Origin of the sequence: Streptomyces sp. NPDC020875 (assembly GCF_040641415.1) — a bacterium.
Lineage (GTDB): Bacteria > Actinomycetota > Actinomycetes > Streptomycetales > Streptomycetaceae > Streptomyces.
In genome coordinates, this window is sequence record NZ_JBFADP010000050.1 from 15,046 (window position 1) to 37,861 (window position 22,816).

Genomic DNA, 22,816 nt, shown 5'->3' on the forward strand with positions numbered 1-22,816 from the left:
GTGACCCACGGAAATCCATTAGGGGAACGGGGGGAACTCTGTCTCATGACGCGGATCGGTGTCAACGAGGTCGACAAGCGATTACTTCGGCGCTCAGCCGATGCACAGAACGCAATGAAATTATGAGAACTTGCTCATGGAAATTTCTGTCCCGCCGGTCTGTTCGGCGCCATGATCCGGCCAGTATCTTGTAGCCGCTTCCCGAGACCTGATCAGTTACGCGCCGCCGAGCGCGGCCGAGTCGTGCGCAAAAGTGGGTTGGCCCATCTGGAGGAGTTCGGATGAGCAGAACAGAGATACCGACACCGCCACCGACACCGCGGGGTACGCGATCGATGGACCCGCCACCGGCGTTCGTGCCGGTCGACCAGTTGACCGAAACCCGTCTCGTGCGGGTGGCCGGTGCCAGTCCCGACCATGTCAGCGCGCTCGCGCAGTGCTCGGACGATCTCCCACCGATCCTGGTGCACCGGCCGACCATGCAGGTCGTCGATGGTGTGCACCGGCTGCGCGCGGCCAAGCTGCGCGGCGACACCAGCATCGCCGTACGGTTCGTCGACGGCACCGAGGAGGACGCCTTCATGGTGGCCGTCAGCGCCAATGTGACCCAGGGGTTACCGCTGACGCTGGCCGACCGCACCGCGGCCGCCGCCCGGATCCTCGCGTCCCATCCGCACCTGTCGGACCGTCTGATCGCCTCGACGGCCGGGCTGTCCACCAAGACGGTGGCCGCGATCCGGCGATGTTCAACCGGGGAAGCGACCCAGTTGAACACCCGCCTCGGCCGCGACGGGAAAGTCCGTCCACTCGATGCCTCTCATGGCCGTACGATTGCGAGTCGGGCGATCTCGAACAATCCAGATCTCTCCTTGCGGGAGATCGCCCGAATCGCCGGAATATCGGTCGGCACCGCCCGGGATGTCCGGGAAAGAATGCGCCGCGGCGACGATCCTATTCCGGCGCGGCATCGCCTTTCTTCCGGACCCCGCTCGGATAACGACGCACCGGGTGACAGCGAAGGCGGGGACATCGGCACCGACGGTACGTCGCGCGCCGAGCGGGCCCGGTTCCTGCTCTCGCTGCGCGCCGATCCCTCGTTGCGGTTCTCCGAGACCGGCCGGGCGCTGCTGCGGCTGCTCGACGCCAACACCCTCGACGCCGCGCAGTGGGAGCGTCTCGCCGCCGCCGTCCCGCAGCGCTGGTCACCGGTCGTCGCCGATCTCGCCATGGACTGCGCTGCCGACTGGTCGGCGCTCGCGGGCCGGCTCCGGGGCCAGGTCCGGGTCAGCGCGTGAGTCCGGCGCGCACGCCACGGCGATCGCCGCCGCCAGCTCGACCACCGCGAAGAGCGCGATCACCGGAACCAGCGCGGACGTGCCGCCGGTGAGGGCGACCGCGATCAACGGCAGGAAGCTGGAGAACGTGACGCCCACCTGGTAGGTCACGGCGATCGCGGAGAACCGCACCATGGTCGGGAACAGGTCCACCAGGAACGCCGCCAGGCTCCCGTAGATCGCGCCGTGGGCGATGGTCAGGGCGGGGATGAAGACCAGGGCGATCAGCGTCGGGTCGCCCGAGGACAGCCAGGCGCCCGCCGGGATCATCGCCACCACCGCGACCGCGTAGCCGAAGATCATGACCGGTCTGCGGCCGTACCGGTCGGACAGCGCGCCGAACACCGGCAGTGTCACGCACTCGCCCAGGGCCGCGATCATCAGTCCGGTCAGTACGGCCGACCGCACGTCCGGCCCGGACTTGGCCGCGTGCGCCACCAGGAAGACGGTGAACATGGCGATCACCGACCCGGTGCCGAGCGAGGCGAGGATGCCGATCACCACCCGGCGCGGCCACTGCCGCAGCACCGTGATCACGGGTACCCGGGTGGCCCGGTTCTCCGCCCGGGCGCGGACGAACTCGGGGGTCTCCTCGACCCCGAGCCGGACCCAGATACCGATCCCGACCAGGACGCTCGACGCGAGGAACGGCAGCCGCCATCCCCAGGTCAGGAAGTCATCCTCGGGCAGTTTGGAGATCAGTACGAAGGTCAGGTTGCTGCCGAACAGCGCCACCGCGAAGCCCATCGCGGGCCAGCTGCTGAAGAAGCCCCGGCGTCCGGGCGGGCCGTGTTCGGTGCTGAGCAGTACCGCGCTGCCCCATTCGCCGCCGATGCCGATGCCCTGAGCGACACGCAGGGTCACCAGCAGGACCGGTGCGAGGACCCCGGCCGTCTCGTAGGTGGGCAGCAGGCCGATGCCGAAGGTGGCGATGCCCATGACGAGCAGGGTCCACACCATCATCGCCTTACGGCCCACCCGGTCGCCGAAGTGGCCGAACAGCAGGCCGCCCAGCGGGCGGGCGACGAACCCGGCCGCGTAGGTGGCGAACGAGGCGAGCACACCGCCAGCCGTAGACGACCCCGGGAAGAACAGCGGGCCGAAGACCAGCGCGGACGCCGTCGCGTACAGATAGAAGTCGTACCACTCGATGGCGGTGCCGATCGTGCTCGCGACCAGCACCCGGCGGGCCGAACGAGGCGCCGGGACCGCTTTGGACGTCACGCGTCCTCATCCGACACGAGGACCCGCCCGCCGAGTTCGTTGGGGTCGGCGGCGAGGTCGTAGGCCCACACCTGCCGCCCGTCCGCCTCCCAGATCACCTTCCGTCCGTCGGCCCGGACCGCGTGCAGCGCCTTCAGGTCCGGGTACTCGTCCGAGGCGGCGGCCCGCTCCTGCGGGAAGTAGGTCTCCGAGTACGCCTCGCGGGACGCCCCGGTACCACTGGCGAAGAACTCGGTCAGCGAGGCGCCGTCGGACGACCGGGGCTCCATCCCGAGATGGTCGAGCACCGTCGGCATGATGTCGACCAGCCGCACCTGGCTGTCCACGCTCATCCCCGCCGGCACCCCGGGGCCGCTGATGATCAGCGGCACATGCTGGGTCGCGTCGAACAACAGGCAGCCGTGGCCCTCCTCGTACGGGTGGCCGAGGTCTCCGGCGTGGTCGTTGGGGTACCACCCGGCCAGGTCCTCGCCGTGGTCGGAGAAGCACACCACCAGCATCGATTCGATGTCGTGGCCCATCTCGGCGATCCGGCGCAGCAGCAGCTGGACGTAGTGGTCGGTATAGGCGACCTCGCCTTCGTACGGGTTCGCCACCTCGACGCCGACGTCCTCCGGCGGCTCGTACGGCCAGTGCGCGTCGAAGAAGTGCGCGAACAGGAAGAACGGTTCCTCGCCGTCCAGCGACTGGAGCCAGCGGGTGGCGCGTTCGACCACCACCGGCGCGCGCTTGAGTGCCAGCCCGCGCAGTTTCACATCGCCGACCGACAGCGGGTCCCGGCCGTCCGGCAGCAGCGGGATCTCGTCGTCGTAGAAGTCGAACCCGCGGTCGATGCCGTACCACTGGTTCAGGCCGGGGCAGGACACCACCGCGCCGGTGGTGTAGCCGGCCGCCGACAGGCACTCGGCCAGGGTCGGTACCCGCTTGTCCAGCGATTCGCGGAAGAGGTGTCTGACCCCGTGCCGGGGTGGCTGGAGGCCGGTGAACACCGTGGCGTGGCTGACCGGCGTCAGCGGGCAGGACGAGATCGCCTGGGTGAAGCTGACCCCGCCCGCGCGCAGCCGCTCCACCCCGGGGTACTTCCCCGAATAGGCCACGTCCGCGCGCACGGTGTCCAGGGATATGAACAGGATGTTCGGCTGTGTGGTCACCGGGATTCCTCTGTATTCCTCTGTCGACGCCAGCGGCCCCGAAGGCTAACAACGGGCTCCCGGCGTACGGCAACGGCGAACAGTGCGGAATGAACACCCGTGTTGAACAGCACATCCCGCCCCTACAGTTACCTGGCGGAGAGCGTCCACGACCGTGACGCGAGGGAGAATTCACATGGCGCGCAAGTTGTCCCTGGCCCTGGAGCTGTATGCCGACGCCAACGGCACCGTCGACCAGCGCTATATCGATCAAATGCGCAACCAGGACACCGAACCGGTGCCGACCGACCCCACGATGCCGAGGTTCACGCTCGTCGTCGGGCCCTCGCCGTTCACCATGCCGCGCGGCTGGGAGTTCTTCCTCACCTCTCCCTACGAGGGCGCGACCTACATCTCGACCGTGCTGCACAACGCCGGATACCCGGTACGCATCATCGACGTCCGCTACACCCTGAACCCGCTCCAGGCGGCGTACGACCAGATCGTCGAGGGCACCGATGTGCTCGGCATCTGCACGTTCGAGGACAACTTCCCGTTCTGCCGCGCGCTGATGGCGATGGTCCGCGAGTCGCACCCGGACATCCCGATCATCTGCGGCGGCTCGCTCGTCACTTCCGTTCCCGGGATATTCATGTCCGACACCGCCTGCGATATCGCGGTGATCAGCGAGGGCGAGATCACCATCCTGGAAGTGATGGAGAGTTACGTCCGCGGCTCATGGCAGCAGGATCTCCCGAACATCAAGGGAATCTGCTACCGGGACGAAAAGGGAAAGGCCCGCCGGACCCCGCCGCGCGGCCAGATGATGGATCTCGACGCGCTGCCCAGGATGCGGCTCGACCTGTGGCCCCAGTCGCGGTCGCCGCTCGGTATGCAGCCGCAGGTGATCTCGTCCTACAGCCGCGGCTGCAAGATGGACTGCTCGTTCTGCTACCGCACCACCCCGCAGGTCCGGGCGAAGTCGCCGGAGAAGATGGACCGCGATCTCGACTGGCTGAAGACTCAGTACGGGGTGGATTTCTGCTTCTTCGTCGATCTGACGTTCAGCTCGCACCGCGGCCAGACCATCGAGATGTGCGATGTGATCTCCCAGCACGATCTGCGGTGGACCTGTCTGACCCGGTGCGCCGATATGGACGTACCGCGCATCGACGCGATGCGGGAGGCGGGTGCGGACATCATCCTGTACGGCGTCGAGTCGCTGGGCACCGATGTGCTGCGCGAGGCCCGCAAGGGGAGCAGTGAGAACCTGACGGTCCGCGCGATGCGCACCACGTTCGAGGGCGGGGTGCGGTTCGGTTCGCTGCTGATCGTCGGTCTGCCGAACGAGACCGAGGAGTCCCTCTCCCACATGGTGCAGTTCGCCGAGCAGTACAACCATGTGACCCGGGTGAAGTATCTGTCGGCCATGCCCGGTACGACGGTGTATCAGGACGCGGTGCGGAACAAGGTGATCCGCTCCGAGATCGACCATCTGAACTGGCTGTCGATCGAACAGGCGTTGCACGAGGACGAGTTCCTGAATGTGAGCGGGCTGCCCGAGCGGGTCTGCCGGGACGCGTACAAGCGGGTGTACGACGCCTATCAGCCCGGCCCCGTGATGGACTTCCGGCACTGGCCGGAGCACTTCCAGTACTTCCACCCGCAGCCGGCCGACGGTACCGAGCGGTCGACGTCGTACGCCGGGACGGGCTGGCGCGCGGACTGGAGCTCCGCCGCCGCGCCGCTGGTCCCCGGTTCCGAGAAGTACACCCTGGACAAGGTGGCCGACGCGGAGGTGGCCGGGGTCGGAAGCGTTCTGATGGACTGCGGCGCGAAGAAGCTCTCGGCCGGGGTCTGACCGGTGTCCCCTCAGGACGGCCCGATCCTGATCATCGGGACCGAGCGCTCCGGGTCGAATCTGCTGCGGCTGGTGCTGGACGCGCATTCACGGATCGCGGTCCCGCACCCGCCCCACTTCATGCGGTACCTGTCCGGCATCCCGTACGACGGTGACGTCGAGGCGATGACGGGCGACGCGCTGCGGTTGCTCCGGCACCACATCCACCCGTGGCCCCATGCGATCGACCGGGCCGCCGTGACCGCGGCGGCCCGCCCGTCCCTCTTCGGCGTGGTGTCGGCGATCTACGACCAGTACCGCGTCGCGGAGGGCGCGGCGCGGTGGGGCTGCAAGAGCACGTTCATGGTCGAGCACGTCGACACGGTGCTGGCCGAGATCCCGGACGCCCGGTTCCTGTGGCTGGTGCGCGATCCCCGGGATGTCGCCGCGTCGGCGAAGCGGGCGGTGTTCGGCCACTGCCATCCGTACCGGATGGCGCTGCGGTGGAAGGCCGAACAGGAACTCGCCCGCGCGGCCCTGGAACGCCGGGGGCCGGAAGTGGTGCACCTGGTGCGGTACGAGGACCTGGTGTCCTCGCCGGACCGGGAGATCGCGGCGATCTGCGACTTCATCGGTGAGGCGGTCGAGCCCGCGATGCTGGCGCACCACCTCGGCGGCAACGCCCGGGTGACGGCGTCGCTGTCGGCGTCCTGGCGCACGGCGGGCGATCCGATCACCACGGCCCGGATCGGCTCCCATCAGCAGGGGCTGTCCGACCGGGAGCGGCGGCAGGTGGAGAGCGTGGCCGCGCGGGTGATGGAGCCGCTCGGCTACCCGTTCGACCCGGCCTCCCTGGACGAACCGGTTCCCGGTGCGCTCGGTGTCGCGTTGCGCGGATTCGCGGTACGGCTGGCGGTGGAGGCGCGATCGCTGGGCACCGACCGCAACCACTTCCGGCGCTGGCGGCGCGACGCCACCGTCCGCCGGCTGCGCCGCGGCGCCACGCCGGTCAGCGTTCTGGTTCAGGCAGGGGAGAGCAGATGAACGAAACGGGAACCGTCCGTACGCACTTCGCCGACCGGGCGGGCACCTATGACCGGTCCAGTTCCTGGTGTACCGACGACGCGCTCGGCGAGCTGATGCTCGCCGCGGCGGAGCCCCGGCCGGGTGACGCGGTCCTGGACGTGGCGTGCGGTACCGGACTGGTGTCGCGGCTGTTCGCCGGGCGGGTGGCGCGGCTGGTCGGGGTCGACATCACCCCGGAGATGGCCGAACAGGCCCGCGACACGCTGGACGAGCTGGTGATCGCCCCGGCGGAGCGGCTGCCGTTCGACGACGGCACGTTCGACCTGGTGGTCTGCCGTCAGGGGATCCAGTTCATGACACTGCCGGACGCGGTACGGGAGATGGCGCGGGTGACCCGGCCGGGCGGGCGGATCGTACTGACCCATCTGTGCGCCTACGGGGACGACGACCGCGACGAGTACTTCGAGATCCTGCGGCTGCGCAACCCGGCCCGGCGGCACTTCTTCCGCCCCGGCGACGTCGAGGACCTGCTCACCGGAGCGGGATGCGACCCGGTGCGGTCACAGCGATACGTATCGGTGGAGGACGTGGACGTGTGGGCAGACAACGGCGCGATCGGCGATGACGCCCGGAAGGCCATCCGGGACCTCTACGGAAGGGCGTCACCCGCGTTCCGGGCGCGGCACTCGGTGACCGAGGCGGACGGGCGGATCACCGACCACATGCTGTTCGTCGTCGCCTCGGGAACGAGGATCTGACATGGCACCGGACCAGTCACTCGCCGACGGTGTACGGGCCGCCTTCCTCACCGAGGCGGCCACCGCGGCACGGTACACCTACTTCGCTCAGGTCGCCGGGATCGAGGGTCACACCGAGGCCGCCCGGGTCTTCGGCGAGCTGGCCGAGAGCGTGGCCTGCGCCGCCCACGGACACCTGGACGTCCTGCGCGACCTGCTGGGCGGCGACGACCCGGGGACCGGTCACGCGCTCGGCGACACCCGCCGCAACCTGGCCGCGGCGATCAGTGGCGACCTCGGGGAGGCCACCGAACGCTACCCGGGCCTGGCGGCCCGGGCGCACACGGACGGTGTGGCCGATGTGGCGAGCTGGCTGGAGACCCTGTGCACATTGAAGAAGACGCACGTGGACCGGCTGGAGCAGGCCCTCACCGGGCTGACCGAGCCGCGGTTCGCCGGGAACGGAGCGCCATGACCACCGACTACACCGCCGAGGCGATCACCGTCTACTCCGGGCTGGAGGCGGTCCGCCGCAACCCGTCGATGTACGTCGGGTCGACCGGCCCGGACGGCGCCCACCACCTGGTGCTCGAACTGGTCGACAACGCCGTCGACGAGGCCGCCGCCGGTCACTGCGGCGCGATCTCGGTGGAGCTGTACGAGGACGGCTCCTGCTCGGTCACCGACGACGGCCGGGGCATCCCCACCGACCCGCACCCGGAGGCCGGTATCCCGGCGTGCGAGCTGGTGCTGACCACACTCCACTCGGGCGGCAAGTTCGACCACTCCTCGTACGCGACCTCGGCCGGGCTGCACGGCGTCGGCCTGGCCTGTGTGAACGCGCTGTCGGAGTGGTTGCGGCTGGAGGTGTGGCGCGACGGCGCGCACCACGGCGAGTCGTTCACCCGGGGCTCGGTCGAGACCCCGCTCAAGCGGATCGGCGACAGCGACCGCCGCGGCACCCGGGTGCGGTTCCGCCCGGACCCGGAGATCTTCTCCTCCCGCGTGCTCGACGCGGACCTGCTGCACACCCGGCTGCTCGACATCGCCTACCTCCACCCGGGGCTGCGGATCGAACTGACCGACCACCGCACCGGGCGGCACGAGTCGCTGTGCGAGACGACCGGGGTACGGGGCCTGCTCGCGTACCGCGCCCGCGACGCGGAGAAGGTGCACGCCGAGCCCGCCACCGTGACCTGGGCCGGGGACGGCTGTGTGATCGACGCCGCCGTCCAGTGGACCGAGGGGTACGCGGAGCAGATCTTCAGCTACGTCAACACCATCCGCACCGACCTGGGCGGGTCGCATGTGGACGCCCTGCGGAGCGCGCTGGCCGGGGTGGTGGCCGAGCACCTCGGCCCGGCCGCCGACAAGATGACCGTGGTCGACATCCTGGAGGGGCTGACCGCGGTGATCGCGATCCGGATCCCGGACGCGCGGTTCGACGGCCAGACCAAACGCACCCTGCGCAACGAGGACGCGGGCGCCCGGGTGTTCGACGTCGTCACCGAGCAGGTGCGGCGGGCGCTGGCGGCCGACCCCGAGCTGGCCCGCCGGATCGCCGAACGGGCCGTCGACGCGAGCCGGGCCAGGCTCGCCGCCCGGCTGGCCGGGCGGACGGCCCGCTCCCGGACCCGGGCCGTCGAGGTCGACTACGCGGTCTACCAGCGGCAGTTCGGGATCCGCTCGAAGGACTGGCACGACTCGTGCGCCTGGCTCACCGACGACGATCTGCTCGGCAAGCACGCGGAGCTGTGCGCGATGCCGCCGGACGCCCGGATGCTGGACGTGTGCTGCGGCAGCGGGGTCGTCGGCGGCGCGTTCCGCGGCCGGGTCGGCGAGATGGTCGGGCTGGACCTCACCCCGGAGATGGCCGCGCTCGCGTCCACCCGGCTCGATGTCGTACACCAGGGCACCGTCTACGACCTGCCGTTCCCCGACGCCAGCTTCGATCTCGTGGTCACCCGTGAGGTGCTGCACCTGCTGCCCCAGCCGGAGCGGCCGGTGTCGGAGATCTACCGGGTGCTGCGGCCGGGCGGACAGTTCATCGTCGGACAGATCGTGCCGTACGCGGATGTGGACGCGTTCTGGATGTTCCGGGTCTTCAAGAAGAAGCAGCCGCTGCTGTACCAGATGTTCCGCGAGGAGGACTTCCGGGCGCTGCTCACCGGCGGCGGATTCACCGACGTACGGATGGAGGAGTACTTCCTGTGGGAGTCGATCGACCGGTGGATCGACACCCATGAGACGACCCCGGCCAACCGGCAGGAGATCTACCGCCTCTATTACGACGCGCCGCGCGAGGTCCGCGACGTCCACCCGTTCGAGGTGCTGCCGGACGGTTCGGTCCGCGACCGGTGGCGGTGGTGTGTGTACTCGGTACGGAAACCCCTCCATGCCTAGCCGCACCGTGGAACGCCCGGTCGACGAGGTCGTCCGCGGGCTGGAGCTGCTGCGGCCGCTGCGGGGCACGCCGGTGCCGCACTTCCGTACCAAGGTTCGCGACCTGGTCGTCCTCGCGTCGAGTTCGCGGGGCGGGTCGAGCATGCTCGCCGAGCTGCTGCGGTCCTCGCCGCATCTGCTGCATCTGCGCGCCGAGCTGAATCCGCTGCTCCGGCTGGTCGGCCTCGACCACCCGCACAGCGGCACCGGATCCGACGCGCTGGACGCGGCGCACTGGCATACGCTGCCGCCCCGGTCCCGGGCGTTGTTCGAGGCGGAACTGGCACTGGACGCGGGCTCTCCCGGCACCGGCGTGGAGAACCTGGCGGCGGACGCGGCATGGCGGCTGGTCATGCAGTGGCCGGAGCTGGGCCTCGACCCCGTCGACCTGGTGCGGACCGCGGAGGCGGTACTGGACCGTGATCTCCCCCGGTTCGCGCGGGCGCTGATCGGTATGACCGGCGTGAACCCCTGGTACTACGACCTTCCCGGGCAGTCACCGGGACCACGACCGGCCGGGCCTCCCGGTGACGTACTGCTCGAAGAGCCGCCCTTCGTCCTGCCCCGCCCGTGGCGGCCCGCGAACGAACACGATCTCGCCACCAGACCACTGGTGATCAAGACACCGGGCAACGCCTACCGGCTCGGCTTCCTGCGGGCGGTGTTCCCCGACGCGCGGCTGCGGGTGCTGCATCTGACCAGGAACCCGGCCGCCTCCGTCAACGGGCTGGTCGACGGGTGGCTGCACCACGGCTTCCACGCCTACCGGCTGGACGAGCCGCTGCGGATCACCGGATACGCCGACGTACGGCCGGCCGACCGGCACTGGTGGAAGTTCGATCTGCCACCCGGCTGGTCCGGGTACACCGCCGCCGACCTGCCCCGGGTCTGCGCCCACCAGTGGCTGTCGAACCATCGTGCGGTGCTCGCGCACGGGGCGGATCACACGGTGCGCTTCGAGGACCTGATCAGCGGTCCGCAGGCCCGGGTGGACGCCGTCGAGCGGATCGCGGACTGGCTGGGAATCCCGTTCGACGGGCCGCTGAGGCGGGCCACGACCGACGGCATCGCCGCCACCGTGGCCACCGCCGCACCGCGCCCCGGCCGGTGGCGGGTGCGGGAAGGGGAGATCCGGTCCGCTCTGAGCGCCGATGTCCTCGCGATGGCGGAGAGGCTTGGTTACGCCCATGACGATCACTGGATCTGAGCCGAGCACCCACGGCGGCCCGGGGTGGGTCCCCCGGATGGCGTCGCATACGGACGAAGTCGCGGCCGGAGGGGTGTGGGAGCCGTGCGGGTACCGGTCGGAGACCGCCGCGCTGCGGTCGGTACTGCTGGTCCGCCCGCCGGACAGCATCGCCGGGGTACGACGGCCCGGGGCCTCCCTCATGCTCGGGGCGGTTGACCTCCCCGCGATGCGGGCGCAGTACGAAGCCCTGGCGGACCGCCTCCGGGACCACGGGGTCGAGGTCCGTCTGACGGCCCCCGACGCGACGCCGAACGTGGTGTTCGCCCGGGACCTGTTCTGGATGACCCCGGCCGGGGCGGTGCTGGCGCGGATGGCGTCGGCGCAGCGGGCGGGCGAGGAGCGGCATGCCGCGCTCGCCCTGGCCGGGGCCGGGTTCCCGATCCTGCGGACGGTGTCCGGGACCGCCGTGTTCGAGGGCGCCGACGCGCTGTGGATCGACCCGTCGACGGTGCTCGTCGGTACCGGGTTCCGGACGAACGCGGCGGGCGCGGCCGAGGTCGCGTCGGCGGTCGCGGGACTGGGCGCACGGGTGGTGACGGTGCCGCTGGGGCCGGGCGTACAGCATCTGCTGGGGACGGTGGTGTTCCTCGACTCGTCCACCGCGGTCGTCCACCGGGCGGCGTGCCCGCCGGAGCTGACGGCGCTGCTCGCCGAGTACGGCTACCGGGTGATCGCCCTGCCACCGGACGAGGAGCTGCTGGTGGGGCGTGGCATGAATCTGCTGGTACTCGCGCCGGGGCGGGTCCTGATGCCCGCGGGCTGCCCGGGAATCCGGCGGACGCTGGAGCGGGCGGGTATCGCCGTCGACGAGATCGGCATCGGCGAGTACCTGCGGGCGGCCGGCGGGATCGGCTGTGTGACCGGGGTGGTGCGCCGTGACCACTGAGAGCCGGTCACTCGGCCGGTTACTGGGGCGGGTACACGGTGGGGTCGTCCAGCGGCACCTTCAGCCAGGAGATCATCTGCCGGAGCTGGTGGTACGCAGCGAGCCGCTGCTCGTCCGAATCGGCCTCCTCCGCGGCCGCGATCGGCTCCCACAGCCGCGGCACCATCACCGGCCCGAGTTCGAGCAGGCCGCCGCTGCCGCCGGTGGCCCACTTCGCCAGTACGTACCGGGCGATCGCACCGACCGGGATGTCGAGGTTCCGGGACATCCCGCGCACGGTCTCCAGCGGATCGAGGAGCCCGTAATCGACCACCTCAGCCTTGAAGTTGGCATGCGGGTCGTCCGCCGGCCAGCACCGTTCCCATCGGCGCAGCCGAACTGTCGGCGTACCGGTCGCGTCGTAGGCCAGGTCATCCATGTCGCCGTCCATGACGCCACCCTAAGGGCGGCACCGAGCTTGTCCCACCGGGCAAGGATGAACACCGAAATGAGGAGAGGAGTACCAGTGAACGAGACCCTTCGTGAGGAGCAAGTCGCCCTCGTTCCGGCCGACTCGACCGCCGCCACCAGCGGCACCGTCACGGTCGACGACGAGGCGATCCGCCAGCAGCTGCGCAGCCTCGGCTACCGCATCTGATGCAACCGCCCCGGCCCTCCCGCACGGGCGGGCCGGGGCGTCCCCGCAACGAGGACCGAGCGAGCCCGCCACGCGTCCGGACGGCCCGGACGGCCGGGCGGCGTGCCCGGCCCACGTCGAGGAGAACTGGACCGACCCGCGTCCGGCCTCCCCGCGCCGCGCCATGGACGACGCGACCGGGTGAGCCACCGGCGGACACCGGGCGGACACCGTCGGAGCAGCGGATCTCACACGATGTACGGCGGGCGATCGCCCGCGGGTACCCGGGGGCCTGACCGCATAGGGGCAGAACAGTGAGTCAGTCCAGCCTTCCTTTTCCACGACCACGACCGCGTTCACGGGAGAAGCGCGGCCGCGCGCTGATCGTGCAGCAGGGCGCCTGGGACATGCCCAAGGAATCGATGCCGCTGGCCGCCGGGTATCTGACGGCCGCGGCACAGGCCGATCCCGTGGTGGGCCCCGAGTTCGACGTGGGAATACAGAATTTCCGCGGCGGGGAATCACTCGGCTCGATGGCGCGCACCCTCTTCTCCGGCGTCGTACCGGACGTGCTGGCGTTCTCGGTCTTCGGCTGGAACTTCAATCAGTTCGGCGCGCTCGCCGAGACCTACAAGTCGATCCGCCCGGACGGTTGGGTCGTCTTCGGCGGAACGCATGTCGCGCACCAGGCGGAGCGGGTCTTCCGACGCTTCCCCGAGGTCGATGTCGTCGCCAACGGCGAGGGCGAGTTCACCTTCCGCGATCTGCTGCTCGCCGTCCTGGAGGAGAAGTCGCCGTACGATCTCGCGCGGGTGCCGGGAATCTCGTACCGCGACGAGGAAGGCACGGTCCACACCACCGCCGAACCACCGCGCATCGACGATCTGGACAGCATTCCGTCGCCCTTTCTCACCGGGGCCATTCCGATGCTGGACCACCACGGCCGGTTCCGCTACGACGTCGCGCTGATGGAGACCAACCGGGGCTGTCCGTACAAGTGCTCGTTCTGCTACTGGGGTGGCGCGGTCGGTCAGCGGATGCGTGACTTCTCCCGCGAGCGGCTGCGCGCGGAACTCGATGTCTTCGGCTTCCACCGGATTCCGACGGTGGTGTTGTGCGACTCGAATTTCGGTATGCGGCAGCCGGACGCGGAGTTCGTCGAGGACCTCGTCAGAACACGCGAGAAATACGGGTTCCCGCAGTCGTTGGAGACGTCGTGGGCGAAGAACAAGTCCAAGACGTTCCACAACATCATCCGCCGGATGAAGGCCGAGGGGTTCCAGAGCTCGTTCACCGTGGCGCTGCAGACCCTGGACGACACGGCGCTGCGCGACATGGGCCGGAGCAATATGCGGCTCAACGAGTGGCGGGACCTCGCGGCCTGGCTCGCGGCGGAGGGACTCGACGCCTACGCCGAGCTGATCTGGGGCGCGCCGGGTGAGACGGTCGACTCCTTCCTGACGGGTTACGACCGACTCTCCGAGCATGTCTCCCGGATCGCCGTCTATCCCCTGTTGCTGCTGCCCAATACGAGCTATACGGAGAATCGCGAGGAGCACGGTTTCGTCACCGTGCGCGGCGACAACGACGACTTCGAGTACGTTCTCGCCAACCGCACCGTCACGGTCGCGGAGAACACGATGATGCAGCGGTTCATGTTCTGGGCCCGGCTGATGAGCGAGAATATGTACTTCCGGCATATCTGGGTGCCGCTGCGGGAGCTGGCCGGGCTCACCCAGAGCGCCGTACTGCTGCTCCTTTCGGACTGGTGCCAGGACTCGGCCGATCCCGCCGTGGCCGAGCTGCTCGGTCACGGCCGCGAGTTCACCGACTCCGGACTGGTGGTCGAGTCGCTGCACAGGCTCTACGCCGACCCCCGGTTCGCGCCGGTCTTCCGGCGGTGGTGGGAGGAGGCGATCCTGCCGAAGGTGCCCGAGCGGCACAGACCGCTGCTGAACGAGATCTTCCGGTACGACGGCGCGACCCGGCCGATCTACTCCGGAGCGGAGGCCGGGGACGCCGAGGTACGCGGCATCGACGGTCTGCCGCACTACATCCGCCGCGGTCTGCGGTTCCAGTACGCGATGCCGGATGTCCTCGACGCCATCCGGGCGGGCCGTCCGTTCGACGCCGAACCCTCGCCGGTCGAGCTGACGCTCGCCTTTCGCGTCGGGTTCGGCGACTATCTCGACAATCACGAACTCGCGACCTACTACGCCGGCCGTTGCCTGGAGATCCGGCGGCTGACGGTGGAACGGCCGAGTACGCCGTACGACGAGGCGGCCACCCGCCGAGGGCGCCGGGCTCAGCCGAACAGCGGGATGATGTCGGAGCCGTAGGCGTCGATGGTCGCCTCGCGGGCGTCGTGCATGTCGTAGATCGCGAACTGGTCGACACCGAGGTCCCGCAGGGCGCGCAGCTTCTCGATATGGGCCTCGACCGGGCCGAGGAGACAGAACCGGTCGACGATCTCGTCCGGGACGAAGTCGGTGGAGGGGTTCCCGGCGCGGCCGTGGTGGCTGTAGTCGTAGCCCCGGCGGGCCCGGATGTACTCGGTCAGCTCCTCGGGGACCATCGAGGAGTGCTCGCCGTAGCGGGCGACCAGGTCGGCGACGTGGTTGCCGACCATCCCGCCGAACCAGCGGCACTGGTCGCGGGCGTGGGCCAGGGCCTCGGGCGATCCGTCGGCGGTGACGTAGGCGGGGGCGGCCACGCAGACGGTGAGGGACGCCGGGTCGCGGCCCGCCTCGGTCGCGGCCCGCCGTACGGCCTTGATCATCCACTCCGTGAGGTAGGGGTCGGCCAGTTGGAGGATAAATCCATCGGCTTTGCGGCCGGTCAGGGCGAGCGCCTTCGGTCCGTACGCGGCCATCCAGACGGGCAGCTTCCCGTCCTTGATCCACGGGATCCGCAGCGGCTTGCCGTCGACCTCCGCCTCGCGTCCCTCGGCCAGGTCACGGATCACCTCGACGGCCTCTCCCAGCCGGGCCAGGGTGTTGGGGGCCCGGCCGGCGACCCGCATCGCGGAGTCCCCGCGCCCGATACCGCAGACCGTGCGGTTGCCGTACATGTCGTTGAGGGTGGCGAAGGTGGAGGCGGTGACCTCCCAGGTACGGGTGCCCGGGTTGGTGACCATCGGTCCGACCCGCAGCTTCTGCGTGTTGGCCAGGATCCGGCTGTGGATGACGAACGGCTCCTGCCACAGCACGGCCGAGTCGAAGGTCCAGCCGTAGCGGAAGCCGTTCCGTTCGGCCCGCTTCATCAGGTCCACGACCCGGGACGCGGGCGGGTCGGTCTGCAGAACGAGGCCGAAGTCCATACATCGCTCCTTGCTGGGAAATGCCGGTGCCGGGACGAAACGCCCTACAGGTACTGACAGGTGGCGCGGGGGACGAACGCCCCGTGACCGGCCCGGCCGGTGTACCGGCGTTGGTCGATGACGATCTCGCCGCGCGAGAGCACGGTCTCCACCCGCCCGGTCACCCGTGTGCCCTCGTACGCCGAGTAGTCCACGTTCATGTGATGCGTCGCGGCCGAGATGACCTGCTCGGCGTGCGGATCGTAGAGGACGACATCGGCGTCCGAACCGGGCGCGATGGTGCCCTTCTGGGGATAGAGACCGAACATCCGGGCCGGGGTCGCGCAGGCGATCTCGATCCAGCGGCGGCGGCTGATGTGCCCGTCCACGACCGCCTGGTGGAGCAGGTCCATCCGGTGCTCCACCCCCGGCAGCCCGTTCGGGATCTTCGAGAAGTCGCCCCGGCCGAGTTCCTTCTGGCCCGTGAAGCAGAACGGGCAGTGATCGGTGGAGACCACCTGGAGATCGTTCGTCCGCAGGCCCCGCCAGAGCGCCGCCTGGTGCTCGCGCGGCCTCAGGGGCGTACTGCAGACGTATTTGGCGCCCTCGAAGTCCGGCTCCGCCAGATTGTCCGTCGACAGGAACAGGTACTGCGGACAGGTCTCGCCGAAGACCGGCAGATCCTTGTCCCGGGCGGCGGTGATCTCGGCCACGGCCTCCTCGGCGGAGACATGGACGACGTACAGCGGGGCGCCCGCGACCCGGGCGAGCTGGATCGCCCGATGGGTGGCCTCGGCCTCCAGCAGGGCTCGGCGGACCTCACCGTGGTAGCGGGGGTCGGTCCGGCCCGCCGCCAGCGCCTGCTCCACCAGGACGTCGATGGCGATGCCGTTCTCGGCGTGCGTCATGATCAGCCCGCCGTTGCCGGCGGCCCGCTGCATGGCCCGCAGGATCCGGCCGTCGTCGCTGTAGAAGACGCCCGGATAGGCCATGAAGAGCTTGAAGGAGGTGATGCCTTCCTCCACCAGCCGGTCCATCTCCTTGAGGGACTGCTCGGTGACGTCGGAGAGGATCATGTGGAAGGCGTAGTCGACGGCGCAGTTGCCGTCGGCCTTGGCGTACCAGGCGTCGAGTCCGGCCCGCAGGGAGTGGCCGACGGACTGGACGGCGAAGTCGACGATCGTCGTGGTGCCGCCCCAGGCGGCGGCCCGGGTCCCGGTCTCGAAGGTGTCGCAGGCGAAGGTGCCGCCGAACGGCATCTCCATGTGGGTATGGGCGTCGACGCCGCCCGGGACGACGTACTTCCCGGTGGCGTCCACGATCCGGTCCGCGGTCCACGCCTCGGCGGCGGCGGAGCCGTGGGCGGCGAGTGCGGCGATCCGGCCGTCCTCGATCAGGACGTCGGCATGGGTCTCCTCGGCCGCGGTGATCACCAGTCCGCCGCGGATCAGGGTGCGGTTGCTGCTCATGACCGGTGCGCTCCTCTGGTACGTGACGGGTGCGGACGGGGCGCGGACGGGGCGTCAGACTTCGCGCAGGGCCTGTTCGAGCACGGCCGCGCCCTCTTCCGCCTCGGCGACGGTGAGCGTCAGCGGCGGCGCGATCCGCAGCACGCTGGTGTCGTGGCCGCCGCCCTTGCCGACGAGGAGTCCGCCCGCCCTGGCGGCCTCCAGTACGGCGGCGGTGGCGGCCGGGTCGGCGATGCCGGTACCGGGCCGGACGATCTCGATCCCGATCATCAGACCGCGGCCGCGTACCTCCCGGACCGCGGGCAGCCCCGCCGTGATCCCGCGCAGCCGCTCGATCAGCAGTCCGCCGACCCGGCGGGCATTGCCCTGGAGGTCGTGTTCCAGCAGATAGGAGAGGTTGGCGAGACCGGCGGCCATGGTCACGGGCGAGCCGCCGAAGGTGGAGATGGAGTTGGCGTCGATCGAGTCCATGATCCCGGCCCGGGCCACGACTCCGCCGACGGACATCCCGTTGGCGATGCCCTTGGCGAAGGTGACCAGGTCGGGCGGGCCGTTGCGGTCGTGGGCCTGCCAGCCCCAGAAGTGGTCACCGGTCCGGCCCCAGCCGGTCTGGACCTCGTCGGAGATCCAGAGCACCCCGTGCCGGTCGAGGACCTCGCGGAACGCGGCGTACAGCCCGTCGGGCGGCGAGGTGAAGCCGCCGACGCCCTGGATCGGTTCGGCGATCAGGGCGGCGGGCGGTCTGCCCTGGCCGATCAGATCCTCCAGATCGGCCACGCACGCCGCGATGAAGCGGTCGTCGGTGAGATCGGCGTACGGGCCCCGGGTGCGGACGCCGCCGTGGACGTAGAGGGTCTGGAGCGGGGAGAGCCCGGTCGGTGACCAGGCGCTGTTACCGGTGATGCCGACGGAGGAGAAAGACCGGCCGTGGTAGCTGTTGCGCATGGCGAGGATCTGCGGGGACCCCCGGTGGGCGGTGGCCAGCAGCAGGGCCGTGTCGGTGGCCTCGGTACCGGAGGTGGTGAAGAAGACCCGGGCGTCGGGAATGCCGGAGAGGGCGGCGATCCGCTCGGCCAGCTCGATCATGGGCCGGTTGAGATAGAGCGTCGAGGAGTGCACGATCCGGCCCGCCTGTTCGCCGATCGCCCGGGTGACCTCGGGCAGGGCGTGGGCGGTCATGGTGGTGAGGATGCCGCCGAAGAAGTCCAGATACCGGTTGCCTTCGGTGTCCCAGACGTACCGGCCCTCGCCGTGGCTCAGTTCGATCGGCTCGTCGTAGTAGAGGGCCAGCCAGCGGGGCAGTACGGCGCGGTGACGGTCGTACAGCGGATTCGCGGCGGGCCGTCCCGGCGCGGCCGCACCCCCGGCACCGGCCCTCCCGGCGGCCGGGGGCGCGGCACCGGTACCCGGGCGCGTGGGACCGGCGGCCCGGCCCTGGGCGCGGTTCACGGCCGTACCAGCCCTTCATAGGCGTCGGGGCGCCGGTCGCGGTAGAAGGCCCACTGCTGCCGCACCTCGTCGATCAGACCGAAGTCGAGGTCCCGGACGACCAGCTCCTCCGCCGTGTCGTCGGCGACGTCACCGACGAACTGCCCCCGGGGGTCCACGAAGTAGCTGGTGCCGTAGAAGTCGTTGTCGCCGTACTCCTCCCGGCCGACCCGGTTGATGGCGGCGACGAAGTACTCGTTGGCGACGGCCGCCGCGGGCTGCTCCAGCCGCCAGAGATAGCCGGAGAGACCGCGCGAGGTGGCGGACGGGTTGTAGACCAACTGGGCCCCGGCGAGACCGAGCTGCCGCCATCCCTCGGGGAAGTGGCGGTCGTAGCAGATATAGACCCCGATCCGGCCCGCGGCGGTCTCGAAGACCGGCCATCCCGCGTTCCCCGGGCGGAAGTAGTACTTCTCCCAGAACCCCTCGACCTGCGGAATGTGATGCTTGCGGTACTTGCCGAGATAGCTGCCGTCGGCGTCGATCACGGCGGCGGTGTTGTAGTAGAGGCCGGGGCCCTCGATCTCGAAGACCGGGGCCACGATCACCATGCCGGTCTCCCGGGCCAGCTCCCGCATCCGCCGTACGGTCGGCCCGTCGGGCACCGGCTCCGCCCAGCGGTAGTGCTCCGGCTCCTGCACCTGGCAGAAGTAGGGAGCGTTGAAGACTTCCTGGAACCCGATCACCCGGGCGCCCCGCTCGGCGGCGGTACGGGCGTACGCCTCGTGTTTGGCGATCATCGACTCGGTGTCGCCGGTCCAGGTGGCCTGGACGAGTGCGGCGCGTACGACTGTGGCCATGGGCTGCTCCTTCGGCCGGGCGGGCACCCGGCATCGGCGCATCGCCTCTACGCACGTAGACGCGGAACGTAGATGGAGAACGTAAGCCCCGTCACACAGCGGGGCAAGACCATTGCCGCCGACCCGCTGAGTCGATCATGTTTCACCCGGACGGCGGGGTGTCCGCTCCGTCGCCGGGGGTTTCCCCGAGGGTGACGGCGATGCCCTGGTGGGGCCTGGCGCCGCGCCGCGCCAGCCGGGCGGGCCAGTCCACGAGCCGGAACTGCCAGCCGTACTTGCGGGCGACGAGGTCGCGGGCGCGCTTCGTACCCTCGGCGTCGAGGAGTTCGCCGGTACCGCCGGACCGGGCCGCGCCGTCGGCGATCCGCCCCCGGACGTCGCAGACGGTGACGGTGACCCGGGGGTCGCGGCCGAGCCGCTTGACCTTCCAGGATTCCTTGTTGGTCCAGACGTAGAGCCTGCCGCCGTCCTCGGCGAACCAGACCGGGGTGGCCACCCCGGTGCCGTCCCGGCGGAAGGTGGTGAGGCTGATGTAGCGGGCGGCGGCGATGTCATCGGCTGCGGTCACACCGCCGAGCCTACGCGCCGCCCTCACGGGCCCGGTCGTACGCGTCCCGGGCCCGGCGCAGATCCGTGCCGTGTTCGCGCGTCCAGGCGCAGGCGGCGTCGAGCGGTCCGACCAGGGACCGGCCCAGCGGTGTGAGGGCGTACTCGACGCGCGGCGGATTCTCGTCGTAGGCGGTACGGCTGACGATGCCGTCGCGCTCCATCGCGCGCAGGGTCTCGGTGAGGACCTTGGGCGTCACCCGGTACAGCGGGCGGCGCAGTTCGGTGAAGCGCCGCGGGCCGTCCTGGAGGCAGCGCAGGACCATCGCCGACCACTTGTCGCCGAAGCGCAGGGGCCGCCGCTCGGGCTCGGAGCAGCCGTCGGCGAACAGTTCGCGCGGCAGCGGCGGCCGTACGGTCTCCCCCTCGGGGGTGCCCGTCGCGTCCCTCGTCTCCTTCGTGTCCATGGCCCCATTGTCACCGGCCCGACCGGGCGGTGGCCGGAAAGCGCCCCCGGCGGGGGCCGGTACCGTTGCGGTAACCGGCGGGTGCCGTCCTAGCGTCCGGCCCATGAGCGAATCGACGCACAAGAAGAAGACAGCGGACCTCGTCGTCTACGGGGCCGCGGGCCGGGTGGGGCGCGCGGTCGTCACCGAGGCGGTGACCCGGGGCCACCGGGTGACGGCGGTGGTACGGGACCCGGACCGGGCCTTCGGGCTCGGCTCGGACGCGGTGACGGTGGTCCGGGGAGACGTCACCGACCATGCCTCGGTCACCGCGACCGCGACGGGCCACCGGGTCGCGATCAATACGACGTTCCGGCTCGGCGTACCGTCCGAGGAGTTCTTCGTGGCAGCGGCGAAGGCGCTGGTGGCGGGGTTGACGGCAGCGGGCGTCGGCCGGTTCGTGACACTCGGCGTGACCTCCACCCTGGAGACCGCGCCCGGGGTGCGGCTGATGGACGACGCCGGCTTCCCGGAACCCGCCCGGGTCTTCTCCCGGGGGCACGCGGCGGAGTGGGAACTGCTGCGCGCGGCAGCGGGCAGCCTGGACTGGCTGATGGTCTGCCCGCCGGACCTGTCGTCGGGCCATCCGCGCACCGGCCGTTACCGCACCGCCGAGGGGACGGTGATCCCCGGCGGCCGGATCTGCCACGACGATCTCGCCCGGGCGCTGGTCGACGAGGCGGTCGACGCGCCCCGGCACCGCCGGATCCAGCTCGCGGTGGCAGCCGGATAGGCGTCGGGGCGGTTCCGGGACCGTCCCGCAGGTCGGCTACGTCGTCGGGGTCAGGACACAGGCGCCGGCCAGGTCGTCGGTCGACAGCCGCAGGGCGGCGGCGAGCGCGGCGACCGTGAAGAAGGCGGGGGTGGGCGCCCGGCCGGTCTCGATCTTGCGCAGTGTCTCGGCGGAGATCCCGGCCTCGGCGGCCACGTCGGCCATGCTGCGGGAACCACGCGCCTCGCGGAGGAGCCGGCCGAGCCGCTCGCCGCGTTCACGCTCTTCTGGAGTCAGGGGGGTACGGACCATGCCGTCATTCTAATACCGCGACCAACAAAAATACCGGTATAGTAATTGGCATGGTTGAGATCAAGACGGAAGAGTCCATCGAGGCGATGCGGGCCGCGGGCCGCGTCGTGGGACGAGCCCTGGCCGCGGCCCGCGCGGCGGCGGCGGTCGGCGTCGGACTACGGGAGCTGGACCGGGTCGCCAGGACCGTCCTCGACGAGGCGGGCGCGGGCTCCCCGTTCCTCGGCTACCGGCCCGCCTGGGCGCCCGTCCCCTTCCCCGCGGTGCTGTGCGTCTCCGTCAACGACGCCGTGGTCCACGGCATACCGGACGACTACCGGCTGCGCGACGGCGACCTCGTCAGCCTCGACTGCGGCGCGATCCTCGACGGCTGGGTCGGCGACGCGGCCGTCAGCTTCACCGTGGGACGGGCCAGGCCCGAGGACACCCGACTGATCGCCACGGGCGAGAAAGCCCTGGCGGCGGGCATCGCGGCCGCCGTCCCCGGCAACCGGATCGGCGATATCGCCCACGCGGTGGGCCGGGTCTGCCGGGACGCGGGCTACGGCATCCCCGACGGCTACGGCGGCCACGGCGTGGGCCGCTCCATGCACGAGGGCCCGGACGTGCCCAACGAGGGACGCGCGGGGCGCGGAATGCGGCTACGGGCGGGAATGGTGATCGCGATCGAGCCCATGCTGATCGCCTCCGGCGCGGACGACACCTACACGGCGCGCGACGGCTGGACGATCCGCACACTCGACACGAGCCGCGCGACGCACTCGGAACACACGGTCGCGATCACCCCCACGGGCCCCCGCGTCCTGACGCTCCCCTAGCCGGAAGCCTCCCGCCACCCTTCGCGGGCCGCGCCCGGCGACCTGCTGTCGTTCGCGGTCTGCGGACCGGCCGTAGTTGCTCGCGCAGTTCCGCCCCCTATGCCTTCGGCAATGGGGGGACCCCCAGCGCCTTGGCCCTCCCGGTGAGGCCCACAACCCCGGGTCCCGCCCGGCGGCCTGATGTTGTCGGCGGTCCACACCACCGTCGTGGCTGTTCGCGCAGTTCCCCGCGCCCCTAAAAGCCTCTCCCCGGCCCCGCCCCTGGGCAAAAGGGGCCCGCCTTCCTGCAAGGGCGACGAGGAGGGCAACCCAGGGGCTCGGGGAACTGCGAGACAAGCCACAGACGGGTCGCAGACCGCCGACAACATCAGGCCGCCGGGCGG

At 70.6% G+C, this 22,816-nt stretch carries 22 protein-coding genes; 12 read left to right on the forward strand and 10 right to left on the reverse strand.

The features are described from left to right. The first annotated feature begins 335 nt into the window (after positions 1-335). Complete coding sequence (locus tag AB0G74_RS25865) at positions 336-1,295, forward strand: ParB N-terminal domain-containing protein (RefSeq protein WP_361150558.1); 960 nt, start codon at positions 336-338, stop codon at positions 1,293-1,295. Here the strand turns inward: AB0G74_RS25865 and AB0G74_RS25870 are convergent. Together AB0G74_RS25870 and AB0G74_RS25875 are read right to left on the reverse strand one after the other, a co-directional pair. After that, entirely contained in the window at positions 1,203-2,558 is a 1,356-nt protein-coding gene (locus AB0G74_RS25870; protein ID WP_361150560.1) for an MFS transporter, read from the reverse strand. The genes AB0G74_RS25865 and AB0G74_RS25870 overlap by 93 nt on opposite strands. Continuing rightward, positions 2,555-3,709, reverse strand: a complete 1,155-nt coding sequence (locus AB0G74_RS25875; protein WP_361150563.1) for a sulfatase-like hydrolase/transferase — start codon at positions 3,707-3,709, stop codon at positions 2,555-2,557. The genes AB0G74_RS25870 and AB0G74_RS25875 overlap by 4 nt, the downstream gene beginning before the upstream one ends. A gap of 175 nt (positions 3,710-3,884) precedes the next feature. On the opposite strand from AB0G74_RS25875, the gene AB0G74_RS25880 reads away from it, so the two are divergent. Genes AB0G74_RS25880 through AB0G74_RS25910 form a run of 7 tightly spaced genes read left to right on the forward strand, consistent with a single transcriptional unit; the run spans position 3,885 to position 11,868 of the window. Further along, entirely contained in the window at positions 3,885-5,549 is a 1,665-nt protein-coding gene (locus AB0G74_RS25880) for a radical SAM protein (protein WP_361150565.1), read from the forward strand. 3 nt (positions 5,550-5,552) lie between these two features. Further along, positions 5,553-6,572, forward strand: a complete 1,020-nt coding sequence (locus tag AB0G74_RS25885) for a sulfotransferase (protein ID WP_361150567.1) — start codon at positions 5,553-5,555, stop codon at positions 6,570-6,572. Beyond that, complete coding sequence (locus tag AB0G74_RS25890; RefSeq protein ID WP_361150569.1) at positions 6,569-7,312, forward strand: methyltransferase domain-containing protein; 744 nt, start codon at positions 6,569-6,571, stop codon at positions 7,310-7,312. Before AB0G74_RS25885 ends, AB0G74_RS25890 begins: the two co-directional genes overlap by 4 nt. Before the next feature lies 1 nt (position 7,313). Then, a complete protein-coding gene (locus tag AB0G74_RS25895) occupies positions 7,314-7,766 on the forward strand; it encodes a rubrerythrin family protein (protein WP_361150572.1) in 453 nt (150 codons plus the stop codon). Continuing rightward, positions 7,763-9,694: a methyltransferase domain-containing protein gene (locus AB0G74_RS25900; protein WP_361150574.1), complete on the forward strand. Its 1,932-nt coding sequence runs from the start codon at positions 7,763-7,765 to the stop codon at positions 9,692-9,694. The genes AB0G74_RS25895 and AB0G74_RS25900 overlap by 4 nt, the downstream gene beginning before the upstream one ends. Then, positions 9,687-10,940: a sulfotransferase gene (locus tag AB0G74_RS25905; RefSeq protein ID WP_361150577.1), complete on the forward strand. Its 1,254-nt coding sequence runs from the start codon at positions 9,687-9,689 to the stop codon at positions 10,938-10,940. Before AB0G74_RS25900 ends, AB0G74_RS25905 begins: the two co-directional genes overlap by 8 nt. Positions 10,941-10,977: 37 nt before the next feature. Further along, a complete protein-coding gene (locus AB0G74_RS25910) occupies positions 10,978-11,868 on the forward strand; it encodes an arginine deiminase family protein (RefSeq protein WP_361150580.1) in 891 nt (296 codons plus the stop codon). 19 nt (positions 11,869-11,887) lie between these two features. Here AB0G74_RS25910 and AB0G74_RS25915 read toward each other — a convergent pair whose 3' ends face one another. Further along, positions 11,888-12,298: a DUF6027 family protein gene (locus AB0G74_RS25915; protein WP_358827727.1), complete on the reverse strand. Its 411-nt coding sequence runs from the start codon at positions 12,296-12,298 to the stop codon at positions 11,888-11,890. A 75-nt stretch (positions 12,299-12,373) separates the two neighbouring features. Here AB0G74_RS25915 and AB0G74_RS25920 point away from each other — a divergent pair, with 75 nt between their 5' ends. After that, the gene (locus AB0G74_RS25920) at positions 12,374-12,505 is read left to right on the forward strand and encodes a hypothetical protein (protein ID WP_361150583.1); all 132 of its coding nucleotides are present in this window, start codon (positions 12,374-12,376) and stop codon (positions 12,503-12,505) included. A gap of 365 nt (positions 12,506-12,870) precedes the next feature. Then, entirely contained in the window at positions 12,871-14,823 is a 1,953-nt protein-coding gene (locus AB0G74_RS25925; protein ID WP_361150657.1) for a KedN5 family methylcobalamin-dependent radical SAM C-methyltransferase, read from the forward strand. Here the strand turns inward: AB0G74_RS25925 and AB0G74_RS25930 are convergent. The 6 genes from AB0G74_RS25930 to AB0G74_RS25955 form a co-directional block, all read right to left on the reverse strand. After that, entirely contained in the window at positions 14,790-15,803 is a 1,014-nt protein-coding gene (locus AB0G74_RS25930) for a TIGR03842 family LLM class F420-dependent oxidoreductase (protein ID WP_361150586.1), read from the reverse strand. The genes AB0G74_RS25925 and AB0G74_RS25930 overlap by 34 nt on opposite strands. Positions 15,804-15,847: 44 nt before the next feature. Then, positions 15,848-17,251, reverse strand: a complete 1,404-nt coding sequence (hydA, locus tag AB0G74_RS25935; RefSeq protein WP_361150588.1) for a dihydropyrimidinase — start codon at positions 17,249-17,251, stop codon at positions 15,848-15,850. A 54-nt stretch (positions 17,252-17,305) separates the two neighbouring features. Further along, positions 17,306-18,577, reverse strand: a complete 1,272-nt coding sequence (locus AB0G74_RS25940; protein ID WP_361150660.1) for an aspartate aminotransferase family protein — start codon at positions 18,575-18,577, stop codon at positions 17,306-17,308. Positions 18,578-18,696: 119 nt separating this feature from the next. Next, on the reverse strand, positions 18,697-19,539 hold the full coding sequence (locus tag AB0G74_RS25945) for a nitrilase-related carbon-nitrogen hydrolase (protein ID WP_361150591.1): 843 nt from the start codon (positions 19,537-19,539) through the stop codon (positions 18,697-18,699). 142 nt (positions 19,540-19,681) lie between these two features. Further along, positions 19,682-20,107 (reverse strand): PPOX class F420-dependent oxidoreductase, encoded by a 426-nt coding sequence (locus AB0G74_RS25950; RefSeq protein ID WP_361150594.1) that lies wholly within the window; start codon positions 20,105-20,107, stop codon positions 19,682-19,684. 10 nt (positions 20,108-20,117) lie between these two features. Beyond that, entirely contained in the window at positions 20,118-20,552 is a 435-nt protein-coding gene (locus AB0G74_RS25955; protein ID WP_361150597.1) for a helix-turn-helix domain-containing protein, read from the reverse strand. Between the two features lie 103 nt (positions 20,553-20,655). On the opposite strand from AB0G74_RS25955, the gene AB0G74_RS25960 reads away from it, so the two are divergent. Next, positions 20,656-21,324 (forward strand): NAD(P)H-binding protein, encoded by a 669-nt coding sequence (locus AB0G74_RS25960; RefSeq protein WP_361150599.1) that lies wholly within the window; start codon positions 20,656-20,658, stop codon positions 21,322-21,324. Between the two features lie 36 nt (positions 21,325-21,360). Here the strand turns inward: AB0G74_RS25960 and AB0G74_RS25965 are convergent, their stop codons facing one another. Further along, on the reverse strand, positions 21,361-21,615 hold the full coding sequence (locus tag AB0G74_RS25965; protein ID WP_361150601.1) for a helix-turn-helix transcriptional regulator: 255 nt from the start codon (positions 21,613-21,615) through the stop codon (positions 21,361-21,363). Between the two features lie 50 nt (positions 21,616-21,665). Here AB0G74_RS25965 and map point away from each other — a divergent pair, with 50 nt between their 5' ends. After that, a complete protein-coding gene (gene map / locus AB0G74_RS25970; protein WP_361150604.1) occupies positions 21,666-22,433 on the forward strand; it encodes a type I methionyl aminopeptidase in 768 nt (255 codons plus the stop codon). Positions 22,434-22,816 lie beyond the last annotated feature (383 nt).

Coding starts and splice junctions, on each gene's coding strand:
- AB0G74_RS25865 (WP_361150558.1), top strand. CDS start 336: ATGGACCCGCCACCGGCGTTCGTGCCGGTCGACCAGTTGACCGAAACC.
- AB0G74_RS25880 (WP_361150565.1), top strand. CDS start 3,885: ATGGCGCGCAAGTTGTCCCTGGCCCTGGAGCTGTATGCCGACGCCAAC.
- AB0G74_RS25890 (WP_361150569.1), top strand. CDS start 6,569: ATGAACGAAACGGGAACCGTCCGTACGCACTTCGCCGACCGGGCGGGC.
- AB0G74_RS25895 (WP_361150572.1), top strand. CDS start 7,314: ATGGCACCGGACCAGTCACTCGCCGACGGTGTACGGGCCGCCTTCCTC.
- AB0G74_RS25900 (WP_361150574.1), top strand. CDS start 7,763: ATGACCACCGACTACACCGCCGAGGCGATCACCGTCTACTCCGGGCTG.
- AB0G74_RS25905 (WP_361150577.1), top strand. CDS start 9,687: ATGCCTAGCCGCACCGTGGAACGCCCGGTCGACGAGGTCGTCCGCGGG.
- AB0G74_RS25910 (WP_361150580.1), top strand. CDS start 10,978: ATGGCGTCGCATACGGACGAAGTCGCGGCCGGAGGGGTGTGGGAGCCG.
- AB0G74_RS25915 (WP_358827727.1), bottom strand. CDS start 12,298: ATGGACGGCGACATGGATGACCTGGCCTACGACGCGACCGGTACGCCG.
- AB0G74_RS25930 (WP_361150586.1), bottom strand. CDS start 15,803: ATGGACTTCGGCCTCGTTCTGCAGACCGACCCGCCCGCGTCCCGGGTC.
- hydA (WP_361150588.1), bottom strand. CDS start 17,251: ATGAGCAGCAACCGCACCCTGATCCGCGGCGGACTGGTGATCACCGCG.
- AB0G74_RS25945 (WP_361150591.1), bottom strand. CDS start 19,539: ATGGCCACAGTCGTACGCGCCGCACTCGTCCAGGCCACCTGGACCGGC.
- AB0G74_RS25955 (WP_361150597.1), bottom strand. CDS start 20,552: ATGGACACGAAGGAGACGAGGGACGCGACGGGCACCCCCGAGGGGGAG.
- AB0G74_RS25960 (WP_361150599.1), top strand. CDS start 20,656: ATGAGCGAATCGACGCACAAGAAGAAGACAGCGGACCTCGTCGTCTAC.
- AB0G74_RS25965 (WP_361150601.1), bottom strand. CDS start 21,615: ATGGTCCGTACCCCCCTGACTCCAGAAGAGCGTGAACGCGGCGAGCGG.
- map (WP_361150604.1), top strand. CDS start 21,666: ATGGTTGAGATCAAGACGGAAGAGTCCATCGAGGCGATGCGGGCCGCG.